The 22,539-nt window shown below is 67.3% G+C and carries 27 protein-coding genes; 21 read left to right on the forward strand and 6 right to left on the reverse strand.

The window, feature by feature from the left end; genetic code table 11:
- Window positions 1-3: 3 nt before the first annotated feature.
- The 13 genes from sufB (at window position 4) to ABN401_RS08815 (ending at window position 9,443) form a co-directional block, all read left to right on the forward strand.
- A complete protein-coding gene (gene sufB / locus ABN401_RS08755; RefSeq protein ID WP_349684456.1) occupies window positions 4-1,470 on the forward strand; it encodes a Fe-S cluster assembly protein SufB in 1,467 nt (488 codons plus the stop codon).
- Entirely contained in the window at window positions 1,467-1,904 is a 438-nt protein-coding gene (locus ABN401_RS08760; protein WP_349684457.1) for a hypothetical protein, read from the forward strand. Before sufB ends, ABN401_RS08760 begins: the two co-directional genes overlap by 4 nt.
- Complete coding sequence (locus ABN401_RS08765; RefSeq protein ID WP_432763541.1) at window positions 1,901-2,056, forward strand: hypothetical protein; 156 nt, start codon at window positions 1,901-1,903, stop codon at window positions 2,054-2,056. The genes ABN401_RS08760 and ABN401_RS08765 overlap by 4 nt, the downstream gene beginning before the upstream one ends.
- Window positions 2,053-2,523: a hypothetical protein gene (locus tag ABN401_RS08770; protein WP_349684458.1), complete on the forward strand. Its 471-nt coding sequence runs from the start codon at window positions 2,053-2,055 to the stop codon at window positions 2,521-2,523. Before ABN401_RS08765 ends, ABN401_RS08770 begins: the two co-directional genes overlap by 4 nt.
- Window positions 2,520-2,822: a type II toxin-antitoxin system RelE/ParE family toxin gene (locus tag ABN401_RS08775; RefSeq protein ID WP_349684459.1), complete on the forward strand. Its 303-nt coding sequence runs from the start codon at window positions 2,520-2,522 to the stop codon at window positions 2,820-2,822. The genes ABN401_RS08770 and ABN401_RS08775 overlap by 4 nt, the downstream gene beginning before the upstream one ends.
- 5 nt (window positions 2,823-2,827) lie before the next feature.
- Entirely contained in the window at window positions 2,828-3,577 is a 750-nt protein-coding gene (gene sufC, locus ABN401_RS08780) for a Fe-S cluster assembly ATPase SufC (protein WP_349684460.1), read from the forward strand.
- A gap of 38 nt (window positions 3,578-3,615) precedes the next feature.
- Complete coding sequence (gene sufD / locus ABN401_RS08785; protein WP_349684461.1) at window positions 3,616-4,629, forward strand: Fe-S cluster assembly protein SufD; 1,014 nt, start codon at window positions 3,616-3,618, stop codon at window positions 4,627-4,629.
- Window positions 4,608-5,846, forward strand: a complete 1,239-nt coding sequence (locus ABN401_RS08790; RefSeq protein ID WP_349684462.1) for a cysteine desulfurase — start codon at window positions 4,608-4,610, stop codon at window positions 5,844-5,846. The genes sufD and ABN401_RS08790 overlap by 22 nt, the downstream gene beginning before the upstream one ends.
- Window positions 5,847-5,917: 71 nt before the next feature.
- Window positions 5,918-6,238: an SUF system Fe-S cluster assembly protein gene (locus ABN401_RS08795; protein ID WP_432763543.1), complete on the forward strand. Its 321-nt coding sequence runs from the start codon at window positions 5,918-5,920 to the stop codon at window positions 6,236-6,238.
- Between the two features lie 172 nt (window positions 6,239-6,410).
- A complete protein-coding gene (locus tag ABN401_RS08800) occupies window positions 6,411-6,809 on the forward strand; it encodes a HesB/IscA family protein (protein WP_349684464.1) in 399 nt (132 codons plus the stop codon).
- 1 nt (window position 6,810) lies between these two features.
- Window positions 6,811-7,809, forward strand: coding sequence for a methionine ABC transporter ATP-binding protein (locus ABN401_RS08805; protein WP_349684465.1), 999 nt, complete (start codon window positions 6,811-6,813; stop codon window positions 7,807-7,809).
- Window positions 7,810-7,956: 147 nt separating this feature from the next.
- A complete protein-coding gene (locus ABN401_RS08810; protein ID WP_349684466.1) occupies window positions 7,957-8,619 on the forward strand; it encodes a methionine ABC transporter permease in 663 nt (220 codons plus the stop codon).
- A gap of 23 nt (window positions 8,620-8,642) precedes the next feature.
- Entirely contained in the window at window positions 8,643-9,443 is an 801-nt protein-coding gene (locus ABN401_RS08815) for a MetQ/NlpA family ABC transporter substrate-binding protein (protein ID WP_349684467.1), read from the forward strand.
- 30 nt (window positions 9,444-9,473) lie between these two features.
- Here ABN401_RS08815 and ABN401_RS08820 read toward each other — a convergent pair whose 3' ends face one another.
- The gene (locus ABN401_RS08820; RefSeq protein ID WP_349684468.1) at window positions 9,474-10,037 is read right to left on the reverse strand and encodes a hypothetical protein; all 564 of its coding nucleotides are present in this window, start codon (window positions 10,035-10,037) and stop codon (window positions 9,474-9,476) included.
- Between the two features lie 95 nt (window positions 10,038-10,132).
- Here ABN401_RS08820 and ABN401_RS08825 point away from each other — a divergent pair, with 95 nt between their 5' ends.
- The gene (locus ABN401_RS08825) at window positions 10,133-10,480 is read left to right on the forward strand and encodes an arsenate reductase (protein ID WP_349684593.1); all 348 of its coding nucleotides are present in this window, start codon (window positions 10,133-10,135) and stop codon (window positions 10,478-10,480) included.
- Here ABN401_RS08825 and ABN401_RS08830 read toward each other — a convergent pair.
- Together ABN401_RS08830 and ABN401_RS08835 are read right to left on the reverse strand one after the other, a co-directional pair.
- Complete coding sequence (locus ABN401_RS08830; protein WP_349684469.1) at window positions 10,477-10,716, reverse strand: DUF2188 domain-containing protein; 240 nt, start codon at window positions 10,714-10,716, stop codon at window positions 10,477-10,479. The genes ABN401_RS08825 and ABN401_RS08830 overlap by 4 nt on opposite strands.
- 92 nt (window positions 10,717-10,808) lie before the next feature.
- Window positions 10,809-11,123 (reverse strand): UrcA family protein, encoded by a 315-nt coding sequence (locus ABN401_RS08835; protein WP_349684470.1) that lies wholly within the window; start codon window positions 11,121-11,123, stop codon window positions 10,809-10,811.
- A 224-nt stretch (window positions 11,124-11,347) separates the two neighbouring features.
- Here ABN401_RS08835 and ABN401_RS08840 point away from each other — a divergent pair, with 224 nt between their 5' ends.
- The 7 genes from ABN401_RS08840 to der all read left to right on the forward strand — a co-directional run bounded on the left by ABN401_RS08840 (window position 11,348) and on the right by der (window position 17,717).
- Entirely contained in the window at window positions 11,348-11,761 is a 414-nt protein-coding gene (locus ABN401_RS08840; RefSeq protein ID WP_349684471.1) for a DUF6249 domain-containing protein, read from the forward strand.
- 46 nt (window positions 11,762-11,807) lie between these two features.
- The gene (locus ABN401_RS08845; RefSeq protein WP_349684472.1) at window positions 11,808-12,386 is read left to right on the forward strand and encodes an RNA polymerase sigma factor; all 579 of its coding nucleotides are present in this window, start codon (window positions 11,808-11,810) and stop codon (window positions 12,384-12,386) included.
- On the forward strand, window positions 12,376-12,795 hold the full coding sequence (locus tag ABN401_RS08850) for a hypothetical protein (RefSeq protein ID WP_349684473.1): 420 nt from the start codon (window positions 12,376-12,378) through the stop codon (window positions 12,793-12,795). The genes ABN401_RS08845 and ABN401_RS08850 overlap by 11 nt, the downstream gene beginning before the upstream one ends.
- Before the next feature lie 101 nt (window positions 12,796-12,896).
- On the forward strand, window positions 12,897-13,733 hold the full coding sequence (panB, locus tag ABN401_RS08855; protein ID WP_349684474.1) for a 3-methyl-2-oxobutanoate hydroxymethyltransferase: 837 nt from the start codon (window positions 12,897-12,899) through the stop codon (window positions 13,731-13,733).
- Between the two features lie 99 nt (window positions 13,734-13,832).
- Window positions 13,833-14,600, forward strand: a complete 768-nt coding sequence (locus ABN401_RS08860) for a tetratricopeptide repeat protein (RefSeq protein ID WP_349684475.1) — start codon at window positions 13,833-13,835, stop codon at window positions 14,598-14,600.
- A gap of 20 nt (window positions 14,601-14,620) precedes the next feature.
- Complete coding sequence (locus tag ABN401_RS08865) at window positions 14,621-16,072, forward strand: PQQ-like beta-propeller repeat protein (protein WP_349684476.1); 1,452 nt, start codon at window positions 14,621-14,623, stop codon at window positions 16,070-16,072.
- 31 nt (window positions 16,073-16,103) lie between these two features.
- A complete protein-coding gene (der, locus tag ABN401_RS08870) occupies window positions 16,104-17,717 on the forward strand; it encodes a ribosome biogenesis GTPase Der (RefSeq protein WP_349684477.1) in 1,614 nt (537 codons plus the stop codon).
- A 6-nt stretch (window positions 17,718-17,723) separates the two neighbouring features.
- Here the strand turns inward: der and ABN401_RS08875 are convergent, their stop codons facing one another.
- The 3 genes from ABN401_RS08875 to ABN401_RS08885 all read right to left on the reverse strand — a co-directional run bounded on the left by ABN401_RS08875 (window position 17,724) and on the right by ABN401_RS08885 (window position 22,304).
- The gene (locus ABN401_RS08875) at window positions 17,724-19,211 is read right to left on the reverse strand and encodes a replicative DNA helicase (RefSeq protein WP_349684478.1); all 1,488 of its coding nucleotides are present in this window, start codon (window positions 19,209-19,211) and stop codon (window positions 17,724-17,726) included.
- A gap of 123 nt (window positions 19,212-19,334) precedes the next feature.
- A complete protein-coding gene (locus ABN401_RS08880; protein WP_349684479.1) occupies window positions 19,335-19,715 on the reverse strand; it encodes a hypothetical protein in 381 nt (126 codons plus the stop codon).
- A 120-nt stretch (window positions 19,716-19,835) separates the two neighbouring features.
- Entirely contained in the window at window positions 19,836-22,304 is a 2,469-nt protein-coding gene (locus ABN401_RS08885) for a TonB-dependent receptor plug domain-containing protein (RefSeq protein WP_349684480.1), read from the reverse strand.
- Window positions 22,305-22,539 lie beyond the last annotated feature (235 nt).

Consider the following 22,539-nt stretch of genomic DNA (forward strand, 5'->3'; position numbering starts at 1 on the left):
GTCATGGCCGCCGTTCAGGAAACCATCGACGCCGTCGCCGCGCTGGAGAAGTACGAGCACGGCTTCACCTCGGACATCGAGACGGAATACGCCCCGCGCGGGCTGAACGCCGACATCGTTCGCTTCATCTCCGAGAAGAAGGGCGAGCCGGAGTGGATGCTGGAGTGGCGCCTGGCCGCCTATGAGCGCTGGCTGGCGATGGAGGAGCCGACCTGGTCGTCGGTGAAATACACGCCGGTCGATTATCAGGAGCTGTTCTACTACGCCGCGCCCAAGAAGAAGGACGGGCCCAAGTCGCTGGACGAGGTCGATCCGGAAATTCTGGAAATCTACAAGAAGCTGGGCATCCCGCTGAAGGAGCAGGAGGTCCTGGCGGGCGTCGAGGGCGCCCCGCGCTATGCGGTGGACGCCGTGTTCGACAGCGTCAGCGTGGTCACAACCTTCAAGGCCGAGCTGGCCAAGGTCGGCGTGATTTTCATGCCGATTTCCGAGGCCTTGCGGGAATATCCGGATCTGGTGCGCCAATATCTGGGATCGGTGGTGCCGGTCTCCGACAACTATTTCGCGGCGCTGAACAGCGCGGTCTTCAGCGATGGATCCTTCGTCTACATCCCTCCGGGCGTGAAGTGCCCGATGGAACTGTCGACCTATTTCCGCATCAATGCGAGCCAGACGGGCCAGTTCGAACGCACCCTGATCATCGCCGACAAGGGCAGCTACGTCTCCTACCTGGAAGGCTGCACGGCCCCGATGCGCGACGAGAACCAGCTGCACGCGGCGGTGGTCGAGCTGGTCGCGCTGGACGACGCCGAGGTCAAATATTCGACGGTCCAGAACTGGTACCCCGGCGACGCCGAGGGCAAGGGCGGCATCTACAACTTCGTCACCAAGCGCGCCGACTGCCGGGGCGACCGGTCGAAGGTGTCATGGACCCAGGTCGAGACCGGCTCGGCCGTGACCTGGAAATACCCCTCCTGCGTTCTGCGCGGTGAAGAGAGCTCGGGCGAATTCTATTCCATCGCCATCACCAATGGACATCAGCAGGCCGACACCGGCACCAAGATGATCCACCTGGGCAAGAACTCGAAGTCGCGGATCATCGCCAAGGCGGTGTCGGCGGGACGGTCGGACTCGACCTATCGCGGGCTGGTGTCGGTGCATCCCAAGGCGACCGGGGTGAGGAACTTCACCCAGTGCGACAGCCTGCTGATCGGGGGCGACTGCGGGTCGCACACCGTGCCCTATATCGAGGCCCGCAACGGCTCGGCCCAGCTGGAGCACGAGGCGACGACGACCCGCCTGTCCGACGACCAGCTGTTCTACGCCCAGCAGCGCGGACTGTCGCAGGAGGAGGCGGTGGCCCTGCTGGTCAACGGCTTCGTCCGCGATGTGATGCAGAAGCTGCCGATGGAGTTCGCCGTCGAGGCGCAGAAGCTGGTGGCGATCTCGCTCGAGGGGAGCGTGGGGTGAGCGATCCGTTTGAAACCGCGATGGCAGCGGCAGAAGCGAAAGAGGCTGCCGTGCAAGCCTCGATAGACGCACGCAAAGCAGAAGAGGCGGCGAAAGAGCGGACGAAACACGCTGCACTCGAAGAACGGCTAGCCCACCTTAAATCGGTCGTTCTTCAAAAGGAGTCAGCTATCGCAGCGCGCGGCTTCAGCGTCACAGAGTCCATCGATAAGCAGCGCTTCAGCTACGGACTTTTGTTGAGCGGTGGTCGGAAGCGCATCGAAGTCGATCTCAAGGCTCCAGACGCTTACCGCCTTCACGTCTATTGGCACGGTGTCCGCGACGATGACGGTTGGCAGGTCGTGATCAAGAGCGAAGATGCTGCCACCACGGATGAGGTGATGGCCATCCTTGGCGAGTGGCTCATCACCTACGGACAAACCGAGATTAAATGACCATCTCCAACCTCCACGTCTCCTTCGGCGACAAGCCGATCCTCAAGGGGCTGACGCTCGACGTCCCGGCCGGCGAGGTGCGCGCGATCATCGGGTCGAAGGGCGAGGGCAGGGCGATGCTGTGGTATGCTCACCTCTGGAGGTCGCGATGAGCGCATTGCCGAAGCCACACACCCGGCTCCTGACCATCGAGGTCGAGGACGACATCGCGCAGCGGTTCAAGGATGCGGCGGATGAACGCGGCATTTCGCTGTCTGAACTGATGGTCGGCTTCACGGAGTGGGAACTGACACAGCAGGACTCGATGACGGCTGAGCCTTTCACGGCCGAACAGATCGCTGAGATCGAGGAAAGTCTTGCTCAGATCGAGCGGGGCGAGACGGTCAGCAACGAGGAGGTCTTCGCCAAGCTGAAGGAGCGGTATCCCGATCAGACCGGGCGGGAGATCATCGAGGAGGCCATCAAGGCCTACGCTGAACTGTCGAGCTATGCCGTCGACATGGTCGTGGTCGAAGAGGACGCCAGGGCTCTGATGGCTGCAGGGATCGCGGACATGGAAAGCGGCAACGAGATCGATCAGGAGGAGCTCTTCGCACGCTGGCAGGCGAAGTACGGGTGAGACCTGTCAGATGGACCGTCGCCGCACTCCGCTCAGCCGAGAGCTATCTCGACTATCTGGCCGAGCAGAATGCGTCAGCGGCGCGACGCGCCAGTCTCGAGATCAGGGCCGTCAGCCGCCAACTGACCTATGTGCTGACGCCGGGGCGGCCGTCCGTCCGCTGGGACGGTTTTCGAGAGTTCACCTTGCGGCGATGGAAGAAGCTGATCGTCTTCAAGATTCTGCCCGACCGCATCTCGGTCGTCGCCTTCTACGACATGCGTCAGGACCTCGACGCCTTGCCTCCTCCTTTTGAATGAAACCCATGCTCTCCATCTCCAACCTCCACGTTTCCATCGGCGACAAGCCGATCCTCAAGGGGCTGACGCTCGACGTTCCGGCGGGCGAGGTGCACGCCATAATGGGGCCGAACGGGGCGGGCAAGTCGACGCTGGGCTATGCCCTGTCGGGGCGACCCGGCTACGAGACGGTCGAGGGGTCGGTCGAATGGCGGGGCGAGAGCCTGCTGGACCTCGACCCGGCGGCGCGGGCGGCCAAGGGCGTGTTCCTCTCGTTCCAGTATCCGATCGAGATTCCTGGCGTGCCGGCCCTGACGTTCGTGCGGACGGCGCTGAATGCGCAGAAGCGGGCGCGCGGCGAGGAGGAGGTGTCGGCGCCGGCGTTCCTGAAGATGGTCCGGGCGGCGTCGGCGGCGCTGAAGATGGATTTCGACATGCTGAAGCGGCCGCTGAACGTCGGCTTTTCCGGCGGCGAGAAGAAGCGGATGGAGATCCTGCAGATGGCGCTGTTGGAGCCGTCGCTGCTGATTCTGGACGAGACCGATTCCGGCCTCGACATCGACGCCTTGCGGATCGTGTCGGAGGGGGTGAATGCGCTGCGGTCGCCGGACCGCGCGATGCTGGTGATCACCCACTATCAGCGGCTGCTGGACTACATCAAACCCGACCGGGTGCATGTGCTGGCGGCGGGGCGGATCGTGGCCTCAGGCGGGCCGGAGCTGGCGCACCAGCTGGAGGCGGAAGGGTACGACAAGTATCTGCCGGTCGCGGCATGAACCGCTCAATCCTCACCCGCATCGCGGGGGAGGAGACGATGAGCGCCGTCGATCTGCGCGACCCTTCGACCTTCCCGTCGCGGCGGGTCGAGGCGTGGAAATACACCGACCTGGCCCGCGTGCTGCGCCAGACGCCGCCGCCGTCTCCGGCCGTCGAGATCGCGCTCGGCGGGCCGTTCGCGGACCTGGGCGGAGAGGAGATCGCCTTCGCCAATGGCCGGGCGGTCGGGGCCGACGCCTTCGTCGCCTCGGGCGAGCAGACGCTGCGGCTGAGGTTCGTATCGGACGCGACGGGCACGGGGCACGGCGCCTCGGTACGGATCGCGGTCAAGCCGGGCGCGAAGCTGACGCTGCTGGAAAGCCATGAGGGCGCGGGCGCAGGGTATGTCGCCAACTATCGGATCGATCTCGATGTTCCGGCCGGGGCCGAGGTCACGCGGGTCGTCCTGATCGACGAGCCGGCGGACGCGATCTCGGTTTCGGTGGCGCATGTGAAGACGGCACCCGGCGCGGTCTATCGTCAGACGACGATCACGAGCGGCGCGAAGCTGCAGCGGCAGGAAACCCACCTGGCCCATGGCGGGGAGGCGACCGAGGTGACGCTGGACGGCCTCTACGCCCTGTCCGGCGAGCGCCACACCGATCTGACCAGCGTCGTGCGCCACGGCGGCCTGAACGGCCTCACCTCTCAGCTGACCAAGGGCGTCGTCCGCGACACCGCGCGCGGCGTGTTCCAGGGCAAGATCGTGGTCGAGCGCGGGGCCGATGGCACCGATGCGCGGATGGGGCACCATGCGCTCATTCTCGGCGAGCGGGCCGAGGTGGACGCGAAGCCGGAGCTGGAAATCTATGCCGACGACGTTCAGTGCGCGCACGGCAATACGGTCGGCAATCTGGACGAGAGCGCCCTGTTCTACATGCAGCAGCGCGGCATTCCGGCGGAAGAGGCGCGGGCCCTGCTGACCCAGGCGTTCCTGTTCGAGGTGATCGATCGCATCGCGCACGAAGGCGCGAGAGAGGTGGTGAGGTCATGGCTGACGGCTCGGCTGTAAATCGCTTCGACCCCTATGCCGCCCGCGCCCAGTTCCCGATCCTGTCGCGGACGGTGAACGGCAAGCCGCTGGTCTATCTGGACTCGGCCGCCTCGGCGCAGAAGCCGCGCGCGGTGATCGACGCCCTGACGGCGGCGATGGAGGGGTCCTATGCCAACGTCCATCGCGGCTTGCACACCCTGGCCAATGAGACGACCGAGGCGTTCGAACAGGCGAGGGAGACCGTCGCCCGGTTCCTGAACGCCGAGAGTCCGGACCAGATCGTCTGGACCAAGGGCGGGACCGAGGCCTTCAATCTGGTCGCGGCCGGTCTGGCGCAAAGCCTCAAGGCCGGCGACGAGATCGTCACGACCCAGATGGAGCACCACGCCAACATCGTGCCCTGGGCCATGCTGAGGGACCGGTTCGGCGTCGTGCTGAAATGGGCACCGGTGCTGGACGACGGATCGCTGGACATGGTGGCCCTGGCCGACCTGATCGGACCGAGGACCAGGCTGGTCGCGGTGACCCATATGTCGAACGTGCTGGGCACGGTGAACGACGTCCGCGTCGTCGCCGATCTGGCGCATGCGGCGGGCGCTCTGCTGCTGGTCGACGGGTGCCAGGGGGCGGTGCATTGCAGCCCGGACGTTCAGGCGCTGGACTGCGACTTCTACGTCTTCACCGGCCACAAGCTGTATGGCCCCACGGGCATAGGCGGGATGTACGGCAAGCGCGCCGCGCTGGAGGCTCTGCCGCCCTATCAGGGCGGGGGCGAGATGATCGCGACCGTGACCGAGGACGCGGTGACCTATGCCCCCATTCCGCACCGGTTCGAGGCGGGGACGCCGCCGATCCTGGAGGCGATCGGTCTGGGGGTCGCGCTGGAATGGTTCATGGGCTTCGACCGCCAGGCGATCGCGGCGCATGAGATGGCGGTCTATGACCACGCCGTGGCGCGGCTGTCGGGGCTGAACTGGCTGAGGATCATCGGCGAGGCACCCGGCAAGGGGGCAATCCTGACCTTCACGGTCGAGGGGGCCCATGCCCATGACGTGGCCCAGGTGATGGACCGATATGGCGTGGCCGTGCGGGCCGGACTGCACTGCGCCGAGCCTTTGTCGCGCCGATTTGGACTGACTTCGAGCGCGCGGGCCAGTTTCGCCCTATATAACACCGTGGAAGACGCGGACGCCTTCGCGGACGCCCTCATCAAGGCTCGGGAATTCTTCGTGTGAGCGAGACGGACGAAAAGATCACCACCAGCGAGACCTTCGCCGAGACCTGGGCGGAGCCGCAGGCGGCTGCGATGGATCAGGCCGAGATCGACCGGCTGACCGACGACCTGATCGCGGCGCTTAAGACGGTGTTCGACCCGGAGATCCCGGTCGACGTCTATGAATTGGGCCTGATCTACAAGGTCGACCTGTCGGACGATCGCGATGTCCTGATCGACATGACCCTGACGGCGCCCGGCTGTCCGGTGGCCGGCGAAATGCCGGGCTGGATCGAGGACGCGGTGAAAAAGGTCGAGGGCGTGCGCTCGGCCCGTGCCAACCTGGTGTTCGAGCCGCCATGGGATCCGTCCAAGATGAGCGATGAGGCCAAGCTCGCCCTGAACATGTTCTGATGACGCACGCTGTTTTCACATCGTCGTCCTCGGACTTGATCCGAGGACCGGATCGTCCTCACGCAAGACAGGAGTCAGGTCGCGTTGGCTGCACCGCGTCCTCCGTCTTCGTACGAGCCGCTGGAAATCCGATCCTCGGGTCAAGCCCGAGGATGACGAACGGGGTGGTGCAATGACCGACCTGCAGACCACAGACCGCCCCCGCCGCCCGCGCCCCAAGGTCGTCACCCTGACCGAGGCCGCGGCGGCGCGCGTGCGCGAGATCATGGAGGGGGCCGACAAGCCCTATGTCGCCCTGCGCGTCGGGGTGAAGAACGGCGGCTGCGCGGGGCAGGAATACACCTTCGCCTATGCCGAGACGATCGAGCCGATGGACGAGCTGGTCGAGGACAAGGGCGTGACCATCCTGATCGAGCCCAAGGCCATCCTGTTCCTGATCGGGTCGGAGATCGACTACGAGACGACCAAGCTGGCGTCCAAGTTCGTGTTCCGCAATCCGAACCAGACCGACGCCTGCGGGTGCGGCGAGAGCGTGACCATCATCCCCGCAGCGGCGCTCGAGACCGACTGACATGATCCGGCTGGAAGGCGTGACCAAGCGCTATCGCAGCGCCGCGGGCGAGCGCGTGGCGCTGGACGCCATCGACCTGACGGTGGGCCGGGGCCAGGTGTTCGGCGTGGTCGGGCGCTCGGGCGCGGGCAAGTCGACGCTGGTCCGAACCATCAACCGCCTGGAAACGCCGAACGCGGGCAAGGTCTTCGTCGGCGATCAGGAGATCACGGCGCTGAAGCCCGCCGCCCTGCGCGCGGCACGGCGGCGGATCGGGATGATCTTCCAGCATTTCAACCTGCTGAACGCCAAGACCATAGAAGAGAACGTGGCCTTCCCGCTTCGGCTGGAGGGGCGGCCGGACGTGGAGGTTCGAGCGAGGACGACCGAGCTGCTGGCGCGGCTGGGGTTGGCTGAGCATGCGAAGAAGCATCCGGCCCAGCTGTCGGGCGGGCAGAAGCAGAGGGTGGGTATCGCGCGGGCGCTCGCCTGCGGGCCCGAGGTCCTGCTGTGCGACGAGGCGACCAGCGCGCTGGACCCCGAGACGACGGACGAGATCCTGAGCCTGCTGGACGAGCTGAACCGCGAACTGGGCCTGACCATCGTGCTGATCACCCACCAGATGGAGGTGGTCCGCCGCGTCTGCGACCGGGTCGCGGTGTTGAAGGACGGGCGCGTGGTGGAGGAGGGGGCGACGGCCGACGTCTTCCTGCATCCGAAGTCGCCCGTGACCCGATCCATGCTGGCGGAAGGCGAGGGGGGCGAGAGCTTCGACGCCTCCATCGTGCCGGTCGGCGGGCGGCTGGCGAAGCTGACGTTCCGGGGCACGGCGACCTATGAGCCCGAACTGAGCCGCGTCGCGCGGTCCGTCGGCGTGGATTATTCGATCCTGTCGGGACGGATCAGCCGCATCCGGGGCGAGCCCTATGGCCAGATGGTCGTGGCCTTCACCGGCGGCGACGCCGAGGCCGCGGTGGCGCGGCTGAGCGAACGGGGCGTGGTGGTGGAGGCGGTGTCGTGAGCCTCCTGTTCGTCGTTCAATCCAGTCTCGTCATCCTCGGGCTTGACCCGAGGATCGGACGCTCAGCGGACTGTGCTTTGGTTCCGTCGCACGAGCAGACGGACAATCCGGTCCTCGGGTCAAGCCCGAGGATGACGGAGTAAGGGTATGGAGTTCTTCCAGAACGTCGATTGGCCCGAGATCGCGCGGGCCACGCGCGACACCCTGCTGATGCTCGGCGGGTCGATGGCCCTGACCGTGCTGTTCGGCATCCCGCTGGGCGTGCTGCTGTATCTGTCCGGCAAGGGGCGACTGGCGGCCAATCCGGTGCTGAACGGGGTGTTGTCGCTGATCGTCAACATCCTGAGGTCCGTGCCCTTCATCATCCTGCTGATCGTCATGCTGCCGTTGACGGTGATCCTGGTCGGGACGTCGCTGGGCGTGGCCGGGGCGATCCCGCCGCTGGTGGTCGGAGCCGCGCCCTTCTACGCGCGCCTGGTCGAGACGGCGCTGCGGGAGGTCGACAAGGGCGTGGTCGAAGCCACCCAGGCCATGGGCGGCTCGACGTTCCAGATCGTGACCCGGGCCCTGCTGCCGGAGGCCATGTCGGGGATCGTCGCAGGCGCGACGGTCACGGCGATCGCCCTGGTCAGCTATACGGCCATGGCGGGCGTGGTGGGCGCGGGCGGTCTCGGCGACCTGGCTGTGCGGTTCGGCTATCAGCGGTTCCAGACCGACGTCATGGTCGTGACCGTAGTTTTGCTGCTGGTGCTCGTACAAATTCTGCAGATGCTCGGCGACGCCCTGGTCGCTAGGGTCTCGCACCGCTGATGTCCTAGCTCAAAGGCCCGCCCATGCTTCGCCGCTCGCTCCTGATCGCCGCCGCTTCGATGATTCTCGCCGCCTGCGGGCAGGGGGCCGAGAAGGCCGACGGCACGGGGCCGCTGGTCGTGGGCGCGACGGCCGTCCCCCACGCGGAAATCCTGGAGTTCCTGGCTCCGTCTCTGGCCGAGGCCGGGACGCCGATCGAGGTGCGGGTGTTCAACGACTACGTCCAGCCCAATACCCAGCTGGTCGAGGGCGGGCTGGACGCCAACTACTTCCAGACCAAGCCCTATCTGGACGAGTTCAACGCGGCGCGCGGCGCCACCCTGGTGACTGTGGCCGGCATCCACGTCGAGCCGCTGGGGGCCTACTCGCGGCGGTTCCAGACGCTGGCGGCCCTGCCGGACGGGGCCGATGTGGCCATTCCCAACGATGCGTCGTCGGTTGGGCGCTCGTTGATCCTGCTGCAGACGGCGGGACTGATCCGGCTGGCGGACCCGACGAACCCGTCTCAGAGTCTGCGCGACATCACCGAGAACCCCAAGAACCTGCGCTTCCGCGAGCTGGAATCCGCGACCCTGCCGCGCGTGCTGGACCAGGTCGACATGGCCGTCATCAACACGAACTACGCCCTGGATGCCGGGCTGAACCCGCGCGAGGACGCGCTGACGATCGAGGGCGGCGACAGTCCCTATGTGAACTATCTGGTCACCCGCGCGGAGAACCAGAACGACCCGCGCGTTCAGGCGCTGGCCACGGCGCTGCGCAGTCAGGCGGTCAAGGACTTCATCGCCGAAAAGTATGATGGCGCGGTGATCCCGGCGAACTGACCGCCTGATGTCCCGGGCAAGAGCGCCGGCCTAGCCGACCATGGCTTCCAGGCAGGCGGCCTTCTTGGCCTCGAGCGCGGGATCGCTGACCGCGTCGACCGAGGGTCTCAGGGCCGCAACGGTTTCCGCCTCGTCGCTGGCGCAGACGGCCTGGGGCGACAGACGCTGACGGGCGGGCTCGAGCACCCGCAGGGTGGCGGTGGCGTCGGCGGCCAGGGCGGCCTTCAGCACCCCGTCCAGGGAGTCTGCGCTCGGTCCGGTGACTCCGGGCTCCAGGGCGGCGGCGACGCCCAGCCATGCCGGGTCTGCGGAGGCGATGCCTGACATGACCGTATTCCAGCGGGACCGGGGCTGGTCGGAGCCAAGTTCCTCGATCGCGCCCGCCGGGCCGTTCAGCCCGACCAGATTGATCACCTCCTCCGCCGTCACGGCCGCGCCGCCTGACCAATAGTCCTGAACCTCGGCGACATAGGCCTGGCTGATCGGCGATGGCGCAGCCGGCGCGGCGGGCTCGATCGAAGCGGCGGGCTCCTCCGGCTGGGAGCAGGCGGCGGCGATGGCGGCAATGGCGACGATGGACAGGCGACGGATCATGGACGGGTCTCTTGCGACGACGACCCGTGGTCTGCCGGGCCGGACATAAAGGTCCAGCCTTGCCGGACCCCACCGGGCAGTTCTATCCCCGCTTCATGACACCGACACTGTATGGCATCCCCAACTGCGACACGGTCAAGAAGGCCCGGACCTGGCTGGACCAGAACGGCCGCGCCTTTGTCTTTCACGACTACAAGAAGGCTGGCATCGACCGGCCGACGCTGGAGGGCTGGGTCCAGACCCATGGCTGGGAGACGGTGCTGAACCGTGCCGGCACCACCTTCCGCGCCCTGCCCGAGGCCGACCGCGCCGGGCTGGACGCCGACAAGGCCATCGCCCTGATGCTGGTCCAGCCCTCGATGATCAAGCGGCCGGTGCTCGACCTGGGCGTTCGCACGGTCGTCGGATTCAAGCCGGAGATCTATGCTGTGGCTTTCGGCTAGCCTTGGACGTCGGTGTCCGGCCGGTCGTGGCCGTCGGCGCGCTCGGTGATCCAGCTACCCTCCCTGTCCTCATATTCGATGTAGGCCGTCTGATCGGCGACCCGCTGTTCGCGGCTGGCTGCGACGGCGGCGGCGCGCGCGGCGTCGTGATTGGGGAAGGTCTCCGAGAAGGTGTCGCCGACCTTGTAGGCCCAGCCGCCGTCGTGCTCGACGATGCGATAGGTGACGTGGCTCATCGGGGCGCTCCTGAAGGGATGTTTCTCAGTCATAGATCGCACGTTCCGCCCCGCCGTGCACCCGCGAGCGACGGTGGGGCGCAGGCGCTCGCCTATCGGATCGCGCGCAGACGCCCGGCCTCGGCCAACTGCTGCATCCGGGGGGCGGGCAGGGCGCGGTAGGCGAGGCGGCGCATCTCGGCCCGGCAGACCGAGACTTCACCCAGCCGATCGGGCGTGACGATCTCTATGCGGTCGCGGCAATAGTCGCGGCTGGCGGCATGGACGCGGCGGACGAACTCGTCCTGGCCGCTGTCGCGGGTGAAATCCAGATCGCCGATGGCGACACGCATTTCGGGCGCGGGGGCGGCCGCCTGGGCGGGGGACGAGGCCACAAGGGTGGTGGCCAGGATCAGGGACGGGGACATAAGGAAACTCCGATGACTATGGGCGGGATCGCCAATGCGTCAGAGCCGCCCGCCGTCGTCGCCGGATGCGAAGCGTCGCATTAAGTTTCGTCCATCCACGACGGGCGTCGCCTTACGAAGAATTCATGTGCATCCGCGCATCCGCCGGGGCCCGTCGCCGCCTCTTGTGGTCATGAGGCCCGGGCATCAGGCTCGCGCCGTCAGGACAAACGAGGGGACCACCCATGGAAGACTTCATTCCGATCTTCGCCATCTTCGCCGTGTTCGGCACCATCACGGCCATCATCGTCGGCCCCACCTATTTCAAATCGCGCGAGCGCCGCGAGATGCAGGCGACCGTTCGCGCCGCCATCGACAAGGGTCAGCCCCTGCCGCCCGAGGTCATCGAGGCCCTGAGCACCGAGGCGAGCAAGGGCGTTCCCAGCCGCACCCGCGACATCCGCCGGGGCATCATCTGGCTGGCGGTCGGTATTGGCATGGCGGCGTTCAGCCTCGTCAACGAGACCCTGGGACACCATGGCGACGACTGGAGCGACGGCCCCAACTTCGACGGCAGCCTGCTGGGCCTGTCGGCGATCCCGATCACGATCGGCCTGGCCTTCATCGTTTTGAGCTTCTTCAACAAGAACAAGGACTGAGCCGCGGCTGGCCAAATCTCTCAGAAGAGTTGGGGGAATATCTGTCATGGCCCAGTCCCTATTGGCCAAATCGCTGAAGGATCGGCACGACGTGGAGCTGGCGGCCCTGGCGGCCGCCGGCGGCCGGCGCGAGTTCGGCGAGCTGGCGCGTCGCCACGGCTCCGCGGTGCGCGGCCTGCTGCGGCGGATGGGGGCGCAACCCTCGGAAGCCGATGACGTGGCCCAGGACGCCTTCCTGCAGGCGTTCGAGAAATGCGCCGAGTTCCGGGGCGAGGGTACCTTCGCCGCCTGGGTCAAGCGCATCGCCGCGCGCCTGTATCTGAAGCGCAAGGCCAGGAACGCCCGCTATGTCGCCGAGCTGGAGCCCGAACAGGCCGAAGGCGTGGCGGCTCCGGACACGGCGGGTCACGTCGACCTGGACGAGGCGCTGAAAAGCCTCAGCGAAGTCGAGCGTCTGTGTGTCTCCCTGTGTCACGGCGCGGGGCTGTCTCATCCCGAGATCGCCTCCGCCATGAATCTGCCGCTTGGAACGGTGAAGTCTCATGTCAAACGTGGTCTGGATAAACTCCGCGCCCGGCTTTCGCCGGATGGGGAACGATCGGGGAGGGCGGCCCATGTCTTCTGACGAATTCGATCCGATGATCGAGCGGCTGTTCGCCCGCTCGCCGCAGATGGCCGACGCCCCGCTGTTCGCGGCGGGCGTGGAGGCCAAACTCCAGTCGTCCAGCCGGGTCCGGACCGTCGCCCTGACGGTCGCGGGTCTGATCGGGGGCGTCATCGCCGTGCGCGAATCGACCAATGTCAGCTTCACCCTGTCCGACGCCCAGGCCCCCGTGGCCGGTCGCGCCATCGGCCAGGGCATCCAGAGCGCCAGCCTGAACGTTCAGGAAGCGGTCGGCTCGGGCCTGGCGCAGTTCGGTCTGGCCGATCTGTCGCTTGGGTCGATGGGCGGGATGCAGCTGTTCTGGCTGGCCGCCGGGGCGTTGATCGCGCTCGCCGCCGCGGGCGTGATGAAGTTGTCCCAGGAGGTCTGATCGTGTCGAGGGGGTTCTTTCCCTCTCCGCTCATCCCCGCTTTCGCGGGGATGAGCGGAAATGATAGAAGACCCGGCTGATCGGCAGCCGAGTATTGAATCATGTCCAAGCAGACGAACGATGCCACACGTCGGTTGGCCGCCCCCGACATCATGAAGCGGAAAGGCGGGGAGCCGATCGTCTGCCTGACCGCCTATGACGCGCCCACGGCCGCGCTTCTGGACGATCATTGCGACCTGCTGCTGGTCGGCGACAGCGTCGGCATGGTGGTGCACGGCCTGCCCAACACCGTGGGCGTCACGCTGGAGATGATGATCCTGCACGGGCAAGCGGTCATGCGCGGGTCCCGCCGGGCCATGGTCGTCATCGACATGCCGTTCGGCAGCTATGAGGGCGGCAAGGAAATCGCCTATGAGAACTGCGCGCGGGTGATGAAGGAGACCGGGGCGCAGGCGGTGAAACTGGAGAGCGGACCCACCGTGCCCCAGACCATCGAATATCTGGTCCAGCGCGGTATTCCGGTGATGGGCCACGTTGGCTTGCGTCCCCAGGCGGTGCTGACCGAGGGGGCGTTCAAGGCCAAGGGCAAGACCGACGACGAGCGCCTGCGCGTCATCGCCGAGGCCGAGGCCACCGCCGACGCGGGCGCCTTCGCCATCGTGGTCGAGGGCACGGCCGAGCCGGTCGCGGCCGAGATCACCCGATCCATCGACAAGCCGACCATCGGCATCGGGGCCTCGGCCGCCTGCGACGGCCAGATTCTGGTGACGCCCGACATGCTGGGCCTGTTCGACTGGACGCCAAAATTCGTGCGTCGCTACGCCGACCTGAGGGGCGAGATCGACCGGGCGGTCGCGGGCTATGCCGCCGATGTTCGCGCCCGCCGTTTTCCTGCCGAAGTCGAGACCTACTTCTCGAAAAAGCCCGCCGCGACCTGAGGTCCGTCTTCCTGACGGACAGCGTTGCGGGCGCGGGGTCGAACCTCTAGGGTCCGCGCCGATTGGCTTTTCAGCGTTTTTTCCGGGGCGGCGTTTCACGTGACTGATGTCTTCGAAGAGGTCGAGGAGGAGATTCGCTCCGAACGCCTCAAGCGCCTCGCGCGCCAGTGGCTGCCCATCGTCGGCGGCATCCTCGCCGTCGCCCTGATCGCGGCCCTGGCCTGGTGGGGCTGGCAGGCGATGCAGACCGGCCGCGCCCATGACGCCTCGGTCGCCTATCAGCGCGGGCTCGAGGCCCTGCAGACCGGCAATCAGGCGGGGGCCGAGAGCGCCTTCACCGAAGCCGCCGAAAAGGGCAATGGCGCCTACAAGGCCCTGGCCCTGCAGCAGCGCGCCGGCATCGCCGTCGCCGCCAACCGCATCCCCGACGCCATCGCCCTGTTCGATCAAGCGGCAGACGCCGCGGGCGATCCGATTCTGGCCGACCCGGCCCGGTTCAAGGCGGCGTTGCTGGTAATGGACACCGGCACGCTGGACGAGATCGAGACCCGGCTGGAGCCCCTGACCGAGGAGGGCCGTCCGATGCGCCCCTTCGCCCAGGAGGCCCTGGGTCTGGCGCGCCTCCAGTTTGGCCAGCCCGCCGAGGCGCGCGAGCTGTTCACCCTGCTGACCCTCGGCCAGGACGTGCCCGAAGCCGTGCGCCAGCGCGCCCAGGCGGCCATCGGCCTGATCGACAGCGAGACGGCCGCCGGCATCGCTGCCATCGTCGCCGCCCAGCAGGTCAACCCGCCAGCGCCGGTTCTGCAAGGTCCGCCCGTCGGCGAAACGGCCCCGGCTCAGGCCCCGGCCGAGGCGCCTGCCCCGTGAGTTTCGAGACCGGAGTTCGGATGACGACCGTGACGCGCGCCTTAAAGATCGTGGCCGTGGTCGGCCTGGCGGCCGCCCTGGCCTCCTGCGCCTCGGCGCGCCGCATCCTGCCGTTCGGCCTGGGCCAGGACGACGCCCCCCAGGCGACGGCCAGCGCGGGGGACCGGGTCTCGATCCTGTCGTTCGAGCAGTCGCTGACGCCGTCCGCAGCCCTGTCGGGACGTGACTTCTTCCTGCCCGGCCCGGTGTCCCGGACGGCCTGGCCGATGGCCGGCGGCACGCCCGAGAACCTGGTCGAGCACAGTATCGCGGCCCCGAGCTTCGAGGTCGCCTGGCGTCGCGGCATCGGTCGCGGTTCCAGCCGCACGACGCAGGTCATGGCCCCGCCGGTCGCGGCGGACGGCCGAATCTACGCCATGGACGGCGACTCGACCGTGACGGCCGTGGACGCCACCTCTGGCGAGGTGGTCTGGCGCCAGAATATCAAGCCGGACGGGCGCGAAGCCTCGGGCGGCGCGGCGGTGTTCGGCCTGCCGGTCCCGTTCGTCAGTTCGGGTGGTGGCGCGCTGGAAGGCGGCTTCGGCGGCGGTCTGGCGGTCGCGGGCAATCGCCTGTTCGTGGCCTCGGGTTATCGCACCATGTCGGCGCTGGACGCCGCGACGGGCGATGTCGTGTGGAGCCAGAACGTGGACGTGCCTCTGCGCGGCGCCCCCACGGTCGCGGCCAACCGGATCTATGTCGTCGATGTCGACAACCAGATCATCGCCTTCAATGCCGAGACGGGGGCCCAGGAGTGGTCCTATCGCGGCATCGCCGAACCGGCTCGGGTGATGCGGGCGTCCAGCCCGGCGGTCAGCGGCGACACGGTGATCGCGCCCTTCTCGTCCGGCGAGGTCGTGGCTCTGCGCGCTTCCAACGGCCAACCGGTCTGGACCCAGGTGCTGTCGCGCACCAGCCGCACCAGCGCCCTGTCCGAGATCCGTGACGTCGCCGGTCGCCCCGTCATTTCGCGTGGCTTCGTCTATGCCGTCGGTCACTCGGGCGTCATGCAGGCCATGGACCTGCGGACCGGTCAGCCGCGCTGGTCCGTGCCGATCGCGGGCGTCAACGCGCCGCTGCCGGCCGGAGACGTCGTTTATGTCGTGTCCAAGTCCGGTGAACTCACCGTGGTCAATCGCGACACGGGCGCCGTCTACTGGACCCGGGACCTCAACGAGGGCCGTGTACGTCAGGAGGGTGGGTTCTTCGGTCTCGGCGACCGCACGGTCAGGCCGGAGTGGTCGGGCCCAGTCCTGGCCTCCAACCGGCTGGTGCTGGTCAACTCCGACGGCGAGGCGGTGGCGTTCGACCCCAAGACCGGAGCCGAGACCGCGACGATCCGACTGGGCGGCGCGGCCTATCTGGCGCCGATCGCCTACAACGGGGCGCTCTATGTCCTGACCGACGAAGGCGATCTGGTCAGCATTCGCTGACGACCCCACCAAACTGCGTTAGAAGGCCGGCATGGCATTGAAGGTCGCCATCGTCGGCCGCCCCAACGTGGGCAAGTCGACCCTGTTCAACAGGCTGGTGGGCAAGCGCCTGGCCCTTGTCGACGATCGCCCGGGCGTGACCCGCGACCGTCGCTATGCCGACGGCAACATCGGCGACATGGACCTGACGCTGATCGACACGGCGGGGTACGAGGACGTCACCGACGAGAGCCTCGAGGCCCGGATGCGCGAGCAGACCGAGGCCGCGATCGAGGACGCCGACCTTATCCTGTTCATGATGGACGCGCGCGAAGGCGTGACCTCGCTGGACCGCATCTTCGCAGACCGTCTGAGGAAGCAGCACAAGCCGGTCATCATCCTGGCCAACAAGGCCGAAAGCCGGGAATCCGGCGGCGGCGTCGGCGAAGCGCACGCGCTGGGCTTCGGCGAGCCGGTGGCCATCTCCGCCGAGCACGGCGAAGGCATGGCGGACCTGTATCAGGCCATCCGCGAAGCTTCGGTCGACATCTTCATCGAAGAGGTGGACGAGCCGGACAAGCCGATCCGCATCGCCATCATCGGCCGTCCGAACGCCGGCAAATCGACCCTGGTCAACCGCCTGATCGGCGAGGATCGCCTGCTGGTCGGGCCCGAGGCCGGGATCACCCGCGACTCGATCTCGGTCGACTGGGAATACGAGGGCCGCAACATCCGTCTGGTCGACACGGCCGGGATGCGCAGGAAGGCCCGCGTTCAGGAAAAGCTGGAGAAGCTGTCGGTCGCCGACACCATCCGCGCCATCACCTTCGCCGAGGTGGTCGTTCTGGTGATGGACAAGGACAACGCCTTCGACGTCCAGGACCTGCAGTTGGCCGATCTGGTCGAGCGCGAGGGCCGGGCCCTGGTCTATGTCGCCGCCAAATGGGATCTGGAAGAGGAACCCCAGGCCAAGCTGGCCGAACTGAGCCGCATGGCCGAGGACAAGCTGCCCCAGCTGAAGGGATCGCCGTTCGTGGCCCTGTCGTCCCACTCCGGGCGCGGCATCGAGCGGCTGATGCCCGCCATCCTGAAGGCGCACGACACCTGGTCGGTCAAGGTCAAGACCAAGGACCTGAACGACTGGCTGGCTCTGGCCACCCAGCGGCACCCGCCGCCCGCCGTCGACGGCAAGCGGATCAAGACGAAGTACATGGCGCAGACCAAGGCCCGGCCGCCGACCTTCGTGCTGTTCGCCAGCCGGGGCGGGGCCCTGCCGGACCACTACATCCGTTACCTGACCAATTCGCTGCGCGAGAGCTTCGATCTGCCGGGCGTGCCCCTGCGGCTGACCATCAAGGGCGGCTCGGAGAACCCCTATGCGGCCGGCGGCGCCAAGTCCGGGCCCGAGCGCTACAAGGGCGACGCCAAGACCGCGCCGCGAAAGGTCCGCAAGAAGGACGAGGAAGAGAGCCGCCTGCCCGGCAAGGCGCTGGAGCAGAAGAAGACGCGCGTGGCCAAACCGCGTGTCATCGGGGCGGTGAAATCCAGCGCGTCGAAGAAGGCCGGGTCCTCGGTCGCGATCCAGAAGGGCGCGCGCGGGGGGGCCCGTCAGGTCAGCCGCTCCGGCCGCGTCCGCACGGGCCAGAAACACGCGCCAAAGAAATAGGCGGCCCTACTCCGGGATGTCGCGGAAGTTTCCGTAGCGACCGCTGTGGGCCAGGTTGCCGAATTTGGTCGTATCGGAATCGAAGCTCAGCTTGACGATGCCGATCGGGCCATGCCGCTGCTTGCCGATGACGACCTCGGCGACGCCGCGCAGCAGGTCCATCTCCTCCTGCCACTTCAGATGCTCTTCGGAGCCCTCGCGCGGTTCGGCCCGTTCCTTGTAGTAGCTCTCGCGGTAGACGAACATAACGCAGTCGGCGTCCTGCTCGATCGATCCGGACTCGCGCAGGTCCGACAGCTGGGGCCGCTTGTCCTCGCGGTTCTCCACCTGACGCGACAGCTGCGACAGGGCGACGATCGGAACGTTCAGCTCCTTGGCCAGGGCCTTCAGGCCGCCGGTGATCTCCGACACCTCCTGCACCCGGTTCTTCTGGCCGTTGCCCTCGCCCACGGTGATCAGCTGCAGGTAGTCGACGATGATCAGATCGAGCCCCTGTTCAGCGCGTTTCAGGCGGCGCGCGCGGGCGGCGAGCTTGGAGATCGCCAGGCCGCCGGTGGCGTCGATGTAGAGAGGGCTCTCGCCGATCTCGATAGCGGCGTCGCGCACCTTGCCGAAGTCGGCGGCGTCGATCTCGCCCTTCCTCAGCCGATCGGACGAGACGCCCGATGCGTCGGCCAGGATCCGCATCGCCAGCTGTTCGGCGCTCATTTCCAGGCTGAAGAAGGCGACGACCCCGCCCGAAACCGTCTTTCGCCCGTCCGGCGTCGGCTCCCAGCGATAGTTGCGGGCCACGTTGAAGGCGATGTTGGTCGCCAGCGCCGTCTTGCCCATCGACGGACGGCCCGCGAGGATCAAGAGGTCGGAAGGATAGAGGCCGCCCAGCTTCTGATCCAGGTCGTCCAGATGGGTGGCCAGGCCCGCCAGCTTGCCGTCACGCTGATAGGCCTCTCCGGCCATCTGGACGGCGCCGGCCAGCGCCGTCGAGAAGCTGACGAAGCCGGAGGAGGGGGCCCCGGTCTCAGCCAGCGAATACAGCGTCAGCTCCGCCTGTTCGATCTGTTCGATGGCGGGCGTCTCGGGATCGGGCGCCTCCTTGATGATGTCGCCGCCGATACGGATCAGGTCGCGACGCAGCGCCAGGTCATAGACGACGCGCGCATAGTCCGGGGCGTTCGCCCCGGGCGGGGCGCGGTCCATCAGGTCGGCGAGATAGCGCAGGCCGCCGAACTCGGCGAAGGCCGGGTCCTGCTTGAACCTTTCCATCAGGATCGTCGGCTCGGCCAGCAGGCCCTGGCGGATGTGATCCTCGATCGCGTCGTACAGGCGCTGGTGGAAGGGCTCGTAGAAATGCGAGCCGCGCAGCCTATCGGACAGTCTTTCGAAGACCGCGTTGTCGAACATCAGCGCGCCCAGCAGCGCCTGCTCGGCCTCCAGGTTGTGAGGCAGGGACGGGATCGAGACGGTGTCGGCGGAGATGGGGGCGTAGGCGTTCATCGGGTTAACGCTTACCTGTCGCAGCCCCCTGCGACAGTCCCGGACGCACCCTTGGCCGGGGATCGAATCGGTCGTGCTGTGGACCGCTGGAAAATCCCTAGGCGGATCAGTTGCGGAGGCGCGTCAGGCCGCCGGGCAGGGATAGCGGGACGCCAGCCAGCCGCGGATCCCGTCCGTCGGGGTCATCTGACGGCGGCGGGTTTGGGGAATGGCGTTCAGGTAATCCAATAGCTGGCGCGGGTTCATCTGGATGCGCTCGGGCGGGCAGGCAGGCGGGGTTCGGCCGGCCGCGCGGGCGGTGCGGACTTCGATGCTGACGGCGGACATGGAGGCGTTGAACTCCCGCACCAGTCTTCGGGCGTCCGAGCGGATGGCCGAGGTCGGGTTCAGCGGAATGCGATTCGCCTCGGTGACGAAGGTGTCCAGGGTCCGCGTCTGCGCGCTCGCCGATACGGCGCACGCGAGCAGGGACGCCGTCGCGACGGCGGCAAGAATGAGTTTCATGGGTCCCCCGGGGTTCTGACCCGACCTTTGCAGCGGCGCACCACGGCGAATCCAAGGCGCGACCATGAAAACGGCGCGAGGATCGCTCCCCGCGCCGTCGTCAGTCGGTTGTTCGCCTGGTCAGAAGCTGTAGCTCAGGCGGCCGTAAACGAAGCGCCCGTTGAAGCCGTAGGGCGAGAACTGCGGGAAGCCGACCGATCCCGTAGGCGGGTTCAGGTTCGCCGGGGTGAAGTTCGGATATTCGTCGAACAGGTTGTTCACGCCGAACGCGGCGGTCACGCCGATCGGGAACTCATAGCGGCCTTCCACATCGACCAGGGTGTCGTCGCCGGTCTCATAGTCCAGGGCGGACGCGTTGTTGGCGATCAGCACGCTGTCGTAATAGGTCGCCCGCGCCGTGGCGGAGAAGTCGCCCAGGGACCAGTCCACCGAACCGACGATCTTGGACGACGGCGTCCCTTCCTCGAAGGCGAGGATGTTGGACCGGTCGAACAGGAAGTTCGGCGAGACGGGGATCGACACGACCGGCACGCCCGGCACCGAGTCGACCGAGGTGTCGTTGAAGTTCCCGGCCAGCGTCAGGTCGAAGCGGCCCGCGGTGTCGGTGTCGAGCCGATAGCGGCCGACGATGTCGATGCCCTGGGTGGTCGTCTCCAGGCCGTTGGTGAAGAAGCGGGCCGAGGACACGCCCAGAGGCTGGATGATGCCCAGGACCGCCGCGGTGGTCGCCGCCGACTGGCTGGGGCGGGTCGGGCCGAGGTTCTCGGACAGGATGATCCGGTCCTCGATCTCGATCTGATAGGCGTCGATGGTCAGCTCGAACGGCCCGCTGCGGAAGACGGCTCCCAGCGAGTAGTTGACCGACTCTTCCGGCTCCAGGTCCCGGGCCCCCAGGGCGATCGACACCGGATCGTCGACGCGGAAAGTGCCCGACTGGATCAGGTTGGTCACCGGCACGCCGCCCACGACCGTCGTGACCAGATTGGTCGCGATGTAGCTGAAGTACTGCTGCTGGAGCGCCGGGGCCCGGAAGCCGGTCGAGACCGCGCCACGCAGGGCGAAGGCCGGCGAGAAGTCATAGCGCGCCGAGACCTTGCCGGTCAGGGTGTCGCCGAAGTCGCTGTAGTCCTCGTAGCGCGCGGCCACGCCGAACGTCAGGGCCTCGGTCAGATTGCCCTCGATGTCGACATAGGCCCCGATGTTGCTGCGATCGCGCTGGGTCGCGTTGGCAGGGCTGAACCCGGGGAAGCCTTGGGAACCGCCCGTCGCGCTGCTTCCCGGCACACGGATGTAGGACGCCTGCTGGCCCGCGGTCTGCTGGAAGTCCTCGTTGCGGTACTCCACGCCGAAGGCGAGGTTGACCGGCTCGGCCAGGCCGATGTCGAGGGGGCGGACGCCATCGACGGCGAAGGTCGCCTGTTCGTACACCAGCCCCCCGGCGCGGAAGCTGCGGAGCGAGGCCGCGCCGAAAGAGGCGTTGATGGAGTTCTCGACCCGGTAATCCAGGGCGTTGCGACCCCAGCTGGCCGAGATATCCCAGTCAATACCCCAGGCCGGACCGCGGAAGCCGCCAAACAGGTTGTAGTCGTTGATGTGGGTCTCGATCAGCGGCAGGAAGCCGTTGGGGTAGACCGACAGCACGTTGTTGGAATTGTTGAAGGCGCGCGCCGTCGCCGCCGACGAGCTGTCCTTGTCCACCACGCCGCCGAAAGCATAGACCTCCCAGCCCGCATCGAGCGGGTTGCCGAGGTTGAACCACAAGGAGCGCGACTCGACCTCGGGATCGCCGAAGCGACCCAGGACCGTCGTGGTCGAGCCGGTCGGCGTGGCGGCGGGCGTGGCATAGTCGGATCGGTTGGTCGGATCGCGCCGCTGCAACTCGCCCGAGAGGGTCAGGAAGCCGTCGTCGTAGAACGGAAGGCCGATCCAGCCGGCGACCGAGACCTGCTCGCCGTCGCTCCGGCTGTGCGAGCCTCGCGCTGTGTCGAAATCGGTTTCATAGCGGCCGTAGTTCACGGTGACGTTCCCGCCACTGTTCGCTTCGCGCAGGCGCAGGTTCACGACGCCGGCGATGGCGTCGGAACCATACTGCGCCGAGGCACCGTCACGCAGCACCTCGACCGAGCCGAGTGTCACCGACGGAATGGTGTTCAGGTCGAAGGCGGCGGCGCCACGACCCAGGCTTCCGTTGACATTGACCAGGGCGCTGATGTGGCCGCGCTGGCCGTTGATCAGCACGAGGGTCTGATCAGGCGCGAGGCCACGCAGGGTGGCGGGGCGAACGTGGTCCGAGCCGTCCGAAATGGCCGGGCGCGGGAAATTGATCGAGGGCGCAGAGGCGGACAGTGCGGCGGCCAGTTCGGTGCCTGTGCCCTGGCGGGTCAGGACCTCGCCAGAGATCACGTCGACCGGCGCGATGGTGTCCAGCCGCGTCCGGCCGACGGTGCGGGTGCCGGTGACGACGATCTCGTCGACCGTGGTCGCGTCGTCCTGGGGCGCGCTCTGCGCGAAGGCGGGCGCGGCCATGCAACTGAGGGCGACCACCGAGGCGAAGCCGAGGAGGTGGGCGCGGGACGTTCTGTGGGTCATGTTCAATCCTGATGCCGTGAGCCAACGCACATGCGCTGGCGTGCCGTATGTCGGCCCCCAGCCGGAGCCGACGATTGGCGCGCGTTTGGCGACGCAAGAATCTTGCGTCCTGCGTCGCGGTCGCGCGTCCGATTGGAAGCTGTGTCGTCCGATGAGCATGCGCAAGCAAGCGACATGCGAACACGGCTCGTTCGTTGCATTTTTGACATAGTTCAGATCGAGCGCGCCGGCATCG

The sequence above is a fragment of the Brevundimonas aurifodinae genome (assembly GCF_040195595.1).
In the GTDB taxonomy this organism is placed as follows: Bacteria; Pseudomonadota; Alphaproteobacteria; order Caulobacterales; family Caulobacteraceae; genus Brevundimonas; species Brevundimonas aurifodinae.